Source organism: Paenibacillus sp. FSL E2-0190 (assembly GCF_037992965.1).
Taxonomy (GTDB): domain Bacteria; phylum Bacillota; class Bacilli; order Paenibacillales; family Paenibacillaceae; genus Paenibacillus_AQ; species Paenibacillus_AQ odorifer.
Window position 1 is genome coordinate 5906994 of the sequence record NZ_CP150306.1, and the last position, 13586, is coordinate 5920579.

Sequence of the window (13586 nt, forward strand, 5' to 3'; positions counted from 1 at the left end):
CTTCACTGTTAAATTAAAACCGGGCGACCCATATAAAAAAGAGGACGACCATAATTACCTGCAACACGATTTTGACCAAGGTGCTGCTAAATAAGCCGAGTATGGAGCCAACACTTACCTTAGCAGCTTTAGACGGGGAAGATCCCACGATCAGTTCTCCAATAAAAGCCCCTAGAAATGGTCCAATGATAAGACCAAAAGCCGGAATAACAAAAGGTCCCAAGATCAGCCCTATCGTGCTCCCGATAATCGATGAACGTGAACCGCCAAATTTTTTGACACCCCACGCTCCTACAACATAATCAGCAACAAAAAGAACTACAACGATCAGTGTTTGAATAATCCAGAACCAAACCCCAAAGGGCTCAAAAGAAAAGAACCAGCCGTATACAAAAAAGGCAAGATAGATCGCTAACGCACCCGGCAGTATGGGATACACAGCCCCTGCCAATCCTACAGCAAACAAAACAATAATAAGAATCCAACCCAGGATCGTCAATTCCTTAACCTCCTACTAGCATAATGCTCCATGGATTCACTTCGCAGTACTGCTTTTATTATTTGCTGCCTACAGAGGCTGCAGCTTCGGTAAAGATATACTTTTGGATGACCTCGGCAATCCCGTCTTGATTATTGGTCGCCACCACAACATCAGCCTCTTGTTTAACCGTCTTTTGCGCATTGCCCATGGCAACCCCAAGCCCAGCCTGCTGGATCGCCGCCAGATCGTTAAGGCTGTCGCCCACAGCTACAACTTGCGACATTTCTATTCCCAGCAGCTTGCAGACTTCCTTTATTCCTGCTGCCTTATTCACGCCTAGAGGATTAATCTCCAGATTGTGCGGAGAAGAGTTCGTAATCTCCAGTCCACCCATATCTTGAAGACGAAGCAACAGCTTATGACGAAGCTCATCATCTTCAGTATGATAACCGAACTTAAGCCATTCTCTACCCGTTACATCCCCATCCCAGTTATCCTGTTTAAGAACTTCGTCCAGAGAATAAGCCCAGAACCAGATGTCATCTGCTTTTGCAAGATCATACATTTCTTGTACCAGCTTGGGATCCATTAGTGATCTCCGGTATATTTCATGTGGCGCTCTCCACACCTCACTGCCGTTCACAGTGATCATCGGTGTCTCTAAACCTAGCTGCTCTGCATAGGGTAAGGCACTTACAAATGCCCGGCCTGTCGACAGACAGACATGAACGCCTGCGTTGACCGCCTTTTGAATCCATTCCACCGTTGTGGGTGTAATTATCTGTTCATCATTCAGTAGGGTTCCATCCATATCCAATGCAAGCAGGCGGTATTTGGCAATCATTTGCCACCCCTCCATTCTTGTATGCTCTCATTTGAGAAGCTGTTTATTTTTTTACATCTTAGCCATAGGGTCAGAGTTACTCGGTACCTGTAGTCTCTCCCTCCTTCGCATTATCATTAGTATTATTGCCAGACTGGAGACTTTTCTTTGGAACTCCATCAAGGCCATATTCCCAATCATAGGCATCAAATATTTTACGTGCGACTGGTGCCGCACTTTGTGAACCAAAACCACCTTCAGGGATTACAACCGCCACAGCCAACTTAGGATTATTACGTGGAGCATATGCAATAAATACCCCATTATCGCGAATTTCACCCTTAGCTACTTGCTGAGAGGTTCCCGTCTTACGGGCAAAGTCATAAGGGAAATCAGAAAAAGCACTAACTTCACTTCGCATCCCCTGCTTAATTTCATTCCAGTAGGACTTATCGAAGTTTGTTACTTCATCAAGCACCTCACGTTTAAATTCTTTGATTATATTTCCATCTGCATCAGTAATCTTGCTAACCAGTTGAGGTTTAATCCGCTGTCCTTCATTAGCAAGTGTTGTAACATACTGCGCAAGCTGCATTACTGTATAACTTCCTTGTTGTCCGAAAGAGGCATAGACCAGTGCGGACTGCGCACTACCAGCAGCTTCTATATTGGTATAGTTTCTTTGACCCAAGAATTCATTTGGCAGGTCAATTCCCGTAGATACACCAAGGCCGAACTCTTTCATATAGACATCCCAGATGTCTATCCCCTTGCTTTTATATTTGTCATACAATCTTTTACCGACCATATCGACCATAAATGCATTCGAGGATTTCTCAATGGCTCTAGCAGGATCCAAAGAACCATATACGTGGTTAGAAGAGTTTCTTACCTTCGTTTCATGCCCAGACTTACCAAAAGTCGCAAAACCTTTATCCTGATAATACGATGAAGTTGAAAACAACCCTTCATTCAGGCCCACGAGTACACTCAAAGGTTTAATCGTTGAACCTAGAAGCAATACAGATCTTAGTCCGTTCCCTGAGGTTCCTGAAGAAATAGGAGTTATCGTGCCGTTCTGATAGTTATCCATAATACTGTTCCAGACATCTGCAGATAAAGAACCCGTTGTCCAAACATTCGTATCATAGTCAGGCATACTCGCCATAGCAACAATATTGCCAGTATCCACTTCCATCGCTACTGCATATCCCGTTAAAGCATTCGGATGCGTTCTGCCTTGTACGGTATTAGAGTGCAACCATTTGAGCTGATCTGTTATCGCCTGTTCTGTCTTCATCTGAACGTTCTTATTAATCGTTGTCCAGATGTCATTTCCTTTGACAGGCGGAACGACACGCTCAATTTTCTCCGCCATATTCTGCGGATTGACAGAAATTTCCTGATAGCCGTTTTGCCCGCGAAGCTCACGCTGATATTTCAGCTCCAGCCCATCGAATCCAACAAATTCATCATCCTTATACGTTAGCCCTGGCTCCGGATTGTTTTTCATAGCACTTAGAATGTTTTTATAAATATTAAGACTGTTCGCGGATTTGAAGGGTTTGATATAACCAATCGTCTGTACAGCAACCGTATCTTTATCGTAATGACGAATGCTCTCCTCGACAATCTCAAGCCCCGGATATTCTCCTTTATGTTCCATGAAATAAGCAACTTCTTCAGTAGTCAGATCAGCCTTAATTCGCCGTGCCATAAAGCCAAGTGATTTACGGAAATATAAATCCAACGCATCAATTACATCTTTCTCCGTCATCTTCTCTGCATTTGGATCCCCATATTTATTGAAATCAGCTACCAGCTTGGCTGCCAATGCATCAGACTTGGCCTTAGCCTCTGGGGTCAGCGTTGTTTTACCGGTGACTTTATCTGTTTCCTTAGCCGTATACTCTTTATTGAGTGTGATATACAGCGATTGAACAGGTGTGGAATAAGCTAGCTTCTCACCACCTGCAGCGTATATAACCCCTCTCATGGAAGCTAACGGTACATTTTTAGTATCTCTACTCGTCTCTACCTCAGTTAAAGTTGGACCTTCCACGAACTGCAGAACAGCTAGTCGGATGATGATTACGCAAAATATAACGAACGTGCTAAAGAAAAACACGTTGAGTCGCAGGCCAATGGAACTTTTGCTGCTGGTCTCGTCAGGAGGTGAGGCCTGCTTACGGAAAAAACTCACAGTTTTTCTCTCCTTTTTCTCTAATTTAAGCTTATTGTTCTTGAACGGGATCTGCCACAGGTGGAATATTCTTCTTCGGAACCCCATCCAGCCCATATTCCCAATCATAAGCATCAAAAATCTTACGGGCAACCGGAGCTGCACTATTGGAGCCAAAGCCGCCTTCCGGAATCACAACCGCTACAGCCAGCTTCGGATTCTCACGTGGAGCAAAGGCAATAAAGACCCCGTTATCACGGTTTATATTTTTTCTATCCGTTTTTTCAGAGGTTCCTGTCTTACGGGCAAAATCATAAGGAAAATCGTCAAAAGCACTAACTTTACTGCTCATTCCCTGTTTGATTTCTCTCCAGAACGATTTATCAAAGGTTACGCTATTAAGCACTTCTTTTTTAAATTCCTTAACCACCTTACCTTGCGCATCAGTAATCTTACTTACAAGCTGCGGTTTAATTCGAACACCTTCATTTGCAAGTGTAGTAGCATACTGGGCAAGCTGTAATGTAGTATAACTGCCTTGCTGGCCAAAAGATGCGTAGACGAGCGCGGCCTGTGAGCTCCCTGCAGCCTTGAAATCTGTATAGTTAATCTGACCTGGTGATTCACCGGGAAGACCACTTTGTGTTGACACACCCAGTCCGAACTTTTTCATATATTCGTCCCAGACCTCTACACCTTTATCCCCCTGGTATTTTTTGTATAGTTGCTTTCCGACCATATCTACCATAAATACGTTAGAGGATTGCTTGATAGCATCAGCCGGATACAATTTTCCATAGACGTGACCTGATGAATTTCTAACCGATGATTTATCATCCTTACCGAAATAGGTAATCCCCACATCGGGATAGGTGCTCGAGGTGTTAAAAAATCCTTCATTTAAACCAATTAATACACTTAACGGTTTAATGGTCGATCCCAAGAATACAAGTGAGCTAAAATCATGACCCGATCTCCCGGAAGAATTCGAGGTAATTGTACCATTCAGATGATTATTCATAATTTTATTCCAGACAGATGTAGGCAGTGAGTCCTTTGTCCATACATTCGAATCGTAATCAGGCATACTCGCCATAGCGACAATATTCCCAGTCTCTACTTCCATTGCTACTGCATAACCTGTTAAAGCATCAGGATGAGTTTCGCCTTGAACAGCATTGGTATGCAGCCATTTAATCTGATCCAATATGGCCTGTTCAGTCTTCATCTGAACATTCTTATTAATGGTCATCCAAATGTTATTGCCTTTTATAGGGGGAACGGTCTGTTCTACCTTCTCAGCCATATTTTGAGGAGTGACCGAAATGACCTGATAACCATTTTCTCCGCGCAGTTCGCGTTGATACTGCATTTCCAGACCATCAAATCCTACATATTCTTCCGTTTTATACATAAGTCCCGGTGAAGAATTGTCTTTCATTGCACTACGAATATTTTTGTACATCGCTATGTCTTCGGTTGATTTAAAAGGTTTACCAAAACCCACCGTCTGCACAGCTACCGTATCTTTATCGTAGTGGCGTACACTTTCTTCCACAATGGTAATACCTGGATATTCATCCTTGTGTTCCATGAAATAAGCTATTTCTTCTGAAGTTAGCCCTGCTTTTATACGACGCGGTACATAACCCAGATACTTTTTAAAGTCCAGATCAAGTAAATCCAGCACGTCCTGCTGCGTTAACTTAGGGGCATCTGCACTTCCATATTTCTCAAACTCCGCTACTAATCTTGCTGCAAGGTCATTAGACTTATTTTTCGCTTTTTCCGTTAGTGAGGTTTCACCCGTTACTTTATCGGTAGTTTTAGCTGTATATTCCTTATTTAGGGTAAGATAGAGCGACTCAACAGGTGTAGAATAGGCTATCTGCTCACCCCCGGCAGCAAAAATAATCCCTCGCATGGCTGCCAGCGGAACAAACTTCGTATCCCGTTTGATCTCTTCTTCTGTCAGCAAAGCTCCCTCAGTAAACTGCAAACCTGCAAGACGCACAATAATGATACAAAAAATAAAAAAAGTGCCAAAGAAAAACAGATTCAATCTCAGACCTACAGAATGTTTCGAAGATTTCCCGTCCGCAGGCGGGAGCTGCTTCCCAAAGCTCACCAGCTTTCTTCCCTTCTATATAAAAATAATGTCTGAATTGCCTTAGCCAGCGACATTGCTCTTATAATGAAGGTGATTTCTAAGAAGCTGATTGTGAGCATTGCACTCGCATTTGTGTTAGAGCGGTTGGTATGAGTTTATTGTACCACACGGAAGGAGTGCGGCGCCCTCACTCAGAGTGCGTTCTCCCTAATATGCGTATCGTCAAAATCCTTCGGATTAAACCAATCTCCACTGCTCGCCCAAGTGGGATCCAATGGAATCCAAGCTTGCCGGTCACTTATATAAACTTCATTCCAGGCATGTGCGCCATACCCGCCTCGACCATCATAGCCTTGACCCGTTACAACGCGCACCTGCAATCCTTGGGAGCGGGCCATTACAGCGTAAAGACGGGCATAATCAATACATACCCCTATGCGTGTGTCGAAGGTATCCTGCGGGGTCTGTTCATGCCAAATTCTATTTTTTTCATAATTTTCCGCTTTGGCGTAATCATAAGTTACTCGTGTTCCTACCCAATCATACAGTAGTTTGGCTTTCTTCTCGTCTCCTTGCGCTTGTCCAATAATATCTTCAGCCGCACCCACAATATCTTGTGGAATGTCATGATCAATAACTTCATATTTTCTGCGCAGGATATCATTCATCTCAGCTGCAACGGTCTTCGTCAGAATAGGCAGCTTTTTCTGCACGGTCTCCCCAACAAAGGGCTCAAATACAGCGGCAGCGCTTTGACTGTAGATCGGAGAAGATTCCACATAACGGCTAAATTGACTTTCTGGATTTAGGCCAACACAAATGAAGAGAGCAAGCACAATAATTAAACCACGAGTCAAGCCTATAATTAATCCTATGATAGCTCCGCCCATACGGCTTACTTGCGTAATCTTTCTGTCCTTAAATGTCTTGGTGCGCCGTAGCTGATGGAATGGGAGCAGCATAGACAACAATCCCAGAAGCATGCGAATTAAGATATAAGAGAGCAATAACAACAATAGAAACCGCACCAGCGGCGATTCCGCCAGCACAGACACAGCCGTATAATAAATTTGCTGCCACTGGGTCAGCTGTTTATCAGGCAGACTTATTCCTGCTGCCCAAGTCTGTACATGAGGATTGAGATAAGCCGCAGCAGGAATGGCCAGCACCAAAGAAGCTATTGTATACAGTCCTGTTCCCAGCAGACCGAATAATCTTCCGGTAGCACTTGAGAACCCTCTGCTCCAGCCTTGCAATAGTGAAAAGACTACTACCAGCAGGAGGGCGATGGAGATGATATTTGCATCACTCAGACTAGTCAACCAACCGTTTATCATATCCAATCTCCCCTTTCAGTCGCCCGCTTGCTTGTTTTTGATAATGATTTAAACTGAAGCCGTTTATTGATGTTTCCGAGCTTCCTCGATAAATGTTTGTGTGGTATCAGTAATACTCCACTTCCCAAGACTAACTCCGCGGAAAGTAACCTCTACCTTATCTTCGCCAGTAGTACCTTTCACTTCAATATTCGGAGTTGTGATCGTAAATGTTCCGTCACCATTTGAAGTGTACTTCGCATCCTGCGCCTCTTTAAGCATAACCTCTTGTGCTTCCTTCTTCACCGTACTTACCGTTCCATCTGCCACCTTATTCACAGCGTTACCAATTTGGTCCATTGTCACACCACTATAGATGAATAGACCTACAACGATAATAATGACAATCGCCCATTTCAACATCGTTTTGACCAAATTAACAACCGCGAACAACAGAATGAGCGCAATAACAATAACTAACCAATTCTCTCTAATAAACTGTGACCACACCTCTGGATCCATCAACCTCACAACACCCCTATCACCTAGTTTCGTCCTAAGGATTATCTCCTCTATAGACATGACGCCAATATTAATTATTATACATGAATGCCCATCATAATTCATGGTTCCACAGCCAGAGAAAGGTATACCTGCTTATAGGAATTAAAAAAGCGGTATAAGCCCTCTCTGTCCCACGTAAAGTACAAGTAGTTGCTTAAATTTGATCTTCTTAAAATCCGCCTTCCTGCATTAATCTTTATTGTAGGTGGCTCTCGGAGGTGTTTCCCTGTGAAAACTGCGCTGTGGCTGTACCTGTTTCTTTTTCTGGCGTTTTTTGATTTACATGCACAGTATCCTATTCTAACGCCCTTTGCCATCTCTCTTGGTGCGGGACCCGCCTTTATTGGCTGGATGATGGGTATGTATTCGTTAACCCATCTTCCTGGCAATTTGCTCGCAGGCGTACTCGTCGATCGTAATGGCAGCCGCCGCTACATCGTCTTTAGCCTTGTTACTGCGGGAGCCATTCTACTGCTGCAGGCTCATGCTCAGCTTCCGTGGCATTTGCTGATGCTACGAGCAGCAAGCGGGTTCGCGCTCGCCTTCCTCTCTCCAGCGTGCATGACCTTGCTGGCTTCATTATCATCTGATGCTACTGAGCAGGGGAAATATATGTCCGGACATGGTATCGTTCATACCTTAGCTTCAGTGGTATCCCCAGCAGCGGGGGCCTTTATCGTAGCTAAAGCTGGCTATTCCGGCACCTTCACCACATTGGGATGGCTGCTTATCGCTACAGGCATCATGGCTTTTTTCAGTGTACCGGCACCTGCCCGGCGTTTAGTACGCCCTGTAAACTCTGCAGCACCTCCTTTAAAAAAACAGGATCTTCCTTCGGTCCCTATATCCGATGCCAATCCAGTTTCCAAACGTTATTATCTGCTGCCTTTTTTCGTTTCTTGTTCACAAGGGGTTCTGTTCTTTGAACTTCCTCTATCTCAGACCGGAAGTAATAGCATTGTTTCCACAGGCATTCTTTTATCGCTCCTTAGCTTAGGGGCTTTGGTAACACTCAGTTTGTTCTTCCTGAACCGCTTTTCCCCAGGAGGAAGAATAGCCGTGGCCTTGCTAGGAATGGCCCTTTGTTTTTTTGCGCTCGCCTCACTTCACAGCATTCCCGCATCCGTTATTCTCTTTATGCTGGGTGCAGCCAAAGGAATATTATTTCCTGCAATGGCATCGCTCTTTATTAGTCTAGGTGGACCAGGACGTATGGGACGCACCTTCTCCATGCAGTCGATAGCCATGTCACTAGGCGCATTCGCAGGCCCTGTGGCCGCAGGACAATTAAGAGCCGTTGTTTCACCTTATTTCATTGCCTTTCTATTGCTGATGGTTGCACTATTACTGCTTCCGCCAAAAAATTCAACCAAACTGTCTACCTACTCTTCCAAATGGAATGGGAGGGCCGCATGATTTATTGTTTTTACGACATTTCCCGGGGAATGAAGATTTTCCTGTAGAAACAGTTGTTAAAACTGCTCCTCCTTCGGTAAACTATAATGAGTCTGTAAGTTCAGACTTCATTTCCGGAGGTGATTGTCAGCAAATGTCCATTACGATTATTGTCGAAGGCAAAAACGATCGCAGCAGATTACGACGCGTGCTGGTACCGGAAGTCGAAATCCTCTGTACCTTTGGTACATTAAATACGCTCAAACTCGAGTCCCTGCGACAAAAAGTAGGAGATGGAGAAGTATATCTTTATATGGATAACGACAGTTCAGGCAAAAAAATACGCGGGATTCTCCGCGATGCCTTTCCCGATGCTGGTCACATCTATACACGCCGGGGTTATGCCGGAGTGGAAGGCACTCCAGATGAATACAATATTAATCAGCTTGAAAAAGCGGGTCTGGAAGAGTTCATCATTTACCCTGAACCCATTCCTTTTTGATTCGCGATATATTGCCTAAGAAATTAAAAACGCCTTTTTCGTTATCCTTCAATAAATGGGATTCGAAAAAGGCGTTTCTGTTATGCGGTTATGTTCTATTCACGAGCCAATTCATTCAGCCTATCGGCAAGAAATTCAGGCGTTATGTTATCCGTATCCCCTGCGTCATACAATGCACGGAGACGATTGTCTCGATCAACCAATGCTATGCGATTGGCATGTACGAAATTTTCTTTACTATTCCCTGCAATTAGTACTTTAAAAGAATCAGTTGCCAGCTTACGAATGACTTCCTGATCCCCCCGTAAGAAGTACCAACCCTTATAATCTGCCTGAAAACGGTCCGCAAAGCTTTTAATGGCTTCACGCGTATCATTCTCTGGATCAAAAGAAATGGAGACGAACGCCGTATCTTTTCCAAAGCTGCCATCGTCGACCAGAATTTTCTGCGTCTGAGATAACAGAAACGTAGTTATAGGACATACATCCGGACATTGTGTGAAAAAAAAGTATACCAGCCGCGCCTTACCTTGTGTATCAGCCAGAGTAATCTGGTCTCCATCCACATTTTCAAGTGAAAAGTCCTGCACTTCTCCGATTACCGGCAGTTTTTCTTTTCCTAAATTCAAAGAATTAACTGCCAGATAACCAGCCATTACCAAAGCAAGCAATAGTAGAATCCAGGTCCATTTATAACGCTTAAAGGTCTGCACGGACAATAATACCCTCCCTCTTCTTAACCGTGAATCGTATTCAATACAAGTACGATCAAACTTACCGTTAGGTAGTTAATGGAGAAGAGGAAGTTCTTCTTCGCCCAGACTTCGTCATCTTTTGCTGCAAAGCCCATCAAGGTTATGATTAACCAAGCCAGGGACAGCGCTGTTGAAATCACCAGATAAAAAATGCCTGCATAATCGTAGGCGTACATTAACACTGGAATAGGCAGCAACAGTGCTACATAAGGAATCATTTGAAACTTCGTACGACGTGTTCCTTTGACTACAGGCAGCAGCGGAAATCCAGCGGCTCTATATTCTTCTTTACGTCTAATCCCGAGTGCCCAGAAATGGGGAGGTTGCCACAGAAACAACATCGCAAACATCAGCCAAGCCCCTAGATCAACTGTTCCCGTAACTGCAACGTAGCCAATTACCGGTGGCATAGCTCCAGAGATCGCACCTACTGAAGTGCTCCATGTTGATGTCCGTTTCAACCAAAGGGTGTATACTACAACGTAAACGAACATCCCTACAATCCCGAACAGACCGGCTAAAACTCCGGAAAAAGCAAACAGTACAATCAAGCCCGCAATCCCTAGCCCAATAGCATACAGCAATACGGTTTTGGGTTTCAGTCGTCCTGTAGGAAGCCCCCGATCGCGCGTTCTTTCCATCTTCATGTCCAGGTCACGGTCGAAATAGTTATTAAAAACACAGGCCGAAGCCATAACCAGCATTGTACCGAGCAGAGTCAGAACTAATCTGCCGTATTGAACATCCCAACCTGAAGCCAGCCAATATCCTGCAAAGGCAGCGATGAGGTTAGATCGGATAATACCGGGTTTTGTTACGGTAATGAAATCACGCCAACTTGCACCTTCCGGTGGAGATTTTGCAGACATAGCTGCAGAATCGGAAGAAGCTTGAAATGTTATATGATTATCCACACCAAATGATCCTCCTTCTAAACGAACTTCTAACGTTCTAGCCGAAGCACTAAATAGACTTCGCTGTTAACTTTATCATATCAAACCCGAGGAGACTTTGACAGTCATGGCACAGTATGTTCATGAATTTGACAATTACGTGACAATATTTATTTCCAGCCCGTTAATAACCTAAGCTGTATTTGGGTAATTATTAATAATGTACTTCCGAACAACAAAGGAGAACTGACCAATGGACACCGCTACACATTTAGTTATGGGCATAGGGTTAGCCGGACTTTCATTCGTAGATCCTGTCGTTGCTTCTGACCCTAAACTGGCCGGGGCCGTTATGCTGGCTACGATTTTAGGCTCACAAGCTCCTGATGCCGATACCGCATTAAGACTAAAGGACAATGCAATATATATTCGTAATCACCGGGGAATCACACACTCCTTGCCTTTTCTAATTTTGTGGCCCGCTCTGATTGCCCTAGTCTTAGGGCCTCTGTTTGGATTTACTGATTTGGCAGCTTTAAGCCATGTTGCACTCTGGGGTTTCATAGGCGTAGGCGTGCACGTCTTCTCTGATCTGTTTAACACCTATGGAACCCAGGCCGCCCGTCCATTTACTGAGAAATGGATTGCCTGGAATATCATCCACATTTTCGATCCATTTATTTTTGGCAGCCATATCGCAGCTATTCTACTCTGGATCACTGGGATTGTGCCGCCCAAACCTTTATTTATTACGCTTTATGCCTGTACCATTCTTTATTATATTTGGAGAACGGTTGTTCATGCCCGCCTTACACGAAACATCAAGCTTAAAGATATACACCATAATGCTGGTGAACGTTATATTGTAATCCCTACAATTTCACTTAAACGCTGGAACGTAGTTAAAGTGAAAAAAGACGGCAGCTATGACGTTGGACAGCTACTGAACAACCGCCTGGAATGGTTCAAACATGCGGTCTGCTCGAATCATCCCGCTGTGGAAATATCCAAGTCGCATCCAGATATTCAGTCCTTTCTATATTTCACCTCTTATGCGGTTGCCGAAGTGGAGGAGCTTCCTTCAGGATATATGGTGCGTTGGGGAGACGTTCGTTATTTACACCGCAAACAATACCCTTTTGTGGCTGTATTAGTTATGGATAACCAATATAAACCTTTAAATACTTATGTAGGCTGGCTTAGCAGTGATAAGCTCGACAAACGATTCTCCATCGACCCTGGTTCTTTACGATGAAACTGTAGACTTACTGAGAGATCTATTCTATAATCACAAAAAATCCCGGAGTATTTTATAATACTCCGGGATTCATTTTAGCAGACACGGAAAGGAAGGCTCTTAATGGGTAAAGGACTCTCACTTTGGTTCGCTTGTTCTTCTATTCTTATTCTCACTGCCGCTTCAATCGCGATCAGCTATAGCTTCTGGCTGGCACTTCTGCTTGGTTTTCTTTGCGTAATGAATATTGGCTGGGGATTTATCCTCAAAGCCAGAATTAGACGCAAACAGGAAAGCTTAAGCTCTGACTAAGATTAACGAGCTGGCAGAAAGCCCATCCGCTCTTTTACGCCATTCAACGTCTCAGCTGCAACAATACGTGCGCGTTCAGCACCTTCGGCAAGAATATCAGTGATCGCACCTGAACTGCGAATTTCATGATATCTTTGTTGCAAAGGCTCAAGTGTGGATACAACCACTTCCCCAAGATCCTTCTTAAAGCCACCATACATTTGTCCCTCATAACGATCGGCAATTTGCTGAAGGGACATTCCAGAACATTCCGAGTAAATACTCATCAAGTTACTGATCTCTGGCTTGTTAGCCGGATCAAAGATCACTTCACGTCCAGAATCAGTCGTTGCGCGGCTGATTTTTTTACGGATCACATCCGGCGAATCCAACAGGGCAATATAGCTGCCTGCATTCGGGCTGCTCTTGCTCATTTTTTTAGTGCCATCATCCAGAGACATAATGCGTGCGCCCACTTCAGGGATATACGGTTCAGGAATCGTAAAGAATTCGCCAAAACGGTTATTGAATCGGCCAGCTAAATCACGGGTCAACTCCAAGTGCTGCTTCTGATCTTCACCTACTGGCACAAGATCCGCATTATAAACAAGAATATCTGCTGCCATTAAAGAAGGATATACGAATAGGCCCGCGCCAACCGAATCCTTACCTGATGATTTATCTTTGAACTGTGTCATACGCTCAAGCTCGCCCATTGCCGTTAGCGTAGTCATGATCCAGCCCAATTCCGCATGCTGAGGCACATGAGACTGCATATATACATTCGAACGCACAGGATCAATTCCTGCCGCGATAAAGAGTGCAGCTACAGCTTCAGACTGCTCACGCAATGCCGCAGGATCTTGAGCAACGGTGATCGCATGCATATCGACAACCATAAAGAAACATTGATGATCGTCTTGCAGCTTCACAAAATTTTTCAGCGCTCCGATATAGTTACCCAAAGTTAGAGAACCGCTCGGTTGTATGCCTGACATTACTTTTTTCAACATAATATAGACCTCCGTTAGATGTGA

General features: G+C 44.2%; 13 protein-coding genes. 4 read left to right on the forward strand and 9 right to left on the reverse strand.

Features of this window, described 5'->3' with window-relative positions; translation table 11 throughout:
- Positions 1-13: 13 nt before the first annotated feature.
- From NST25_RS25930 to NST25_RS25955, 6 genes are all read right to left on the reverse strand, one after another.
- Complete coding sequence (locus tag NST25_RS25930) at positions 14-499, reverse strand: DUF456 family protein (protein WP_038573189.1); 486 nt, start codon at positions 497-499, stop codon at positions 14-16.
- A gap of 58 nt (positions 500-557) precedes the next feature.
- Entirely contained in the window at positions 558-1325 is a 768-nt protein-coding gene (locus tag NST25_RS25935) for a Cof-type HAD-IIB family hydrolase (RefSeq protein ID WP_036685270.1), read from the reverse strand.
- 76 nt (positions 1326-1401) lie between these two features.
- Positions 1402-3507 carry a penicillin-binding transpeptidase domain-containing protein gene (locus tag NST25_RS25940; protein ID WP_076127985.1) on the reverse strand — a complete coding sequence of 702 codons (2106 nt, stop codon included), beginning with the start codon at positions 3505-3507 and terminating at the stop codon, positions 1402-1404.
- A 31-nt stretch (positions 3508-3538) separates the two neighbouring features.
- Positions 3539-5614 carry a penicillin-binding transpeptidase domain-containing protein gene (locus NST25_RS25945; protein ID WP_254857062.1) on the reverse strand — a complete coding sequence of 692 codons (2076 nt, stop codon included), beginning with the start codon at positions 5612-5614 and terminating at the stop codon, positions 3539-3541.
- Between the two features lie 173 nt (positions 5615-5787).
- The gene (locus NST25_RS25950) at positions 5788-6933 is read right to left on the reverse strand and encodes a transglutaminase-like domain-containing protein (protein ID WP_076127989.1); all 1146 of its coding nucleotides are present in this window, start codon (positions 6931-6933) and stop codon (positions 5788-5790) included.
- Positions 6934-6996: 63 nt separating this feature from the next.
- Entirely contained in the window at positions 6997-7434 is a 438-nt protein-coding gene (locus NST25_RS25955; RefSeq protein WP_076127990.1) for a hypothetical protein, read from the reverse strand.
- Positions 7435-7704: 270 nt separating this feature from the next.
- Here NST25_RS25955 and NST25_RS25960 point away from each other — a divergent pair, with 270 nt between their 5' ends.
- Positions 7705-8892, forward strand: a complete 1188-nt coding sequence (locus NST25_RS25960; RefSeq protein ID WP_076127992.1) for an MFS transporter — start codon at positions 7705-7707, stop codon at positions 8890-8892.
- Positions 8893-9025: 133 nt separating this feature from the next.
- A complete protein-coding gene (locus NST25_RS25965) occupies positions 9026-9373 on the forward strand; it encodes a DNA primase (RefSeq protein ID WP_036685586.1) in 348 nt (115 codons plus the stop codon).
- A gap of 95 nt (positions 9374-9468) precedes the next feature.
- Here the strand turns inward: NST25_RS25965 and NST25_RS25970 are convergent, their stop codons facing one another.
- Both NST25_RS25970 and cyoE read right to left on the reverse strand, forming a co-directional pair.
- On the reverse strand, positions 9469-10086 hold the full coding sequence (locus NST25_RS25970) for an SCO family protein (protein WP_036685589.1): 618 nt from the start codon (positions 10084-10086) through the stop codon (positions 9469-9471).
- 23 nt (positions 10087-10109) lie between these two features.
- The gene (cyoE, locus tag NST25_RS25975; RefSeq protein ID WP_036685285.1) at positions 10110-11042 is read right to left on the reverse strand and encodes a heme o synthase; all 933 of its coding nucleotides are present in this window, start codon (positions 11040-11042) and stop codon (positions 10110-10112) included.
- 232 nt (positions 11043-11274) lie between these two features.
- On the opposite strand from cyoE, the gene NST25_RS25980 reads away from it, so the two are divergent.
- Together NST25_RS25980 and NST25_RS25985 are read left to right on the forward strand one after the other, a co-directional pair.
- Positions 11275-12276, forward strand: coding sequence for a metal-dependent hydrolase (locus NST25_RS25980; protein ID WP_076218717.1), 1002 nt, complete (start codon positions 11275-11277; stop codon positions 12274-12276).
- Between the two features lie 105 nt (positions 12277-12381).
- Positions 12382-12570, forward strand: coding sequence for a hypothetical protein (locus tag NST25_RS25985; RefSeq protein ID WP_036685291.1), 189 nt, complete (start codon positions 12382-12384; stop codon positions 12568-12570).
- Positions 12571-12572: 2 nt separating this feature from the next.
- Here NST25_RS25985 and trpS read toward each other — a convergent pair whose 3' ends face one another.
- The gene (trpS, locus tag NST25_RS25990; RefSeq protein WP_036685592.1) at positions 12573-13559 is read right to left on the reverse strand and encodes a tryptophan--tRNA ligase; all 987 of its coding nucleotides are present in this window, start codon (positions 13557-13559) and stop codon (positions 12573-12575) included.
- Positions 13560-13586 lie beyond the last annotated feature (27 nt).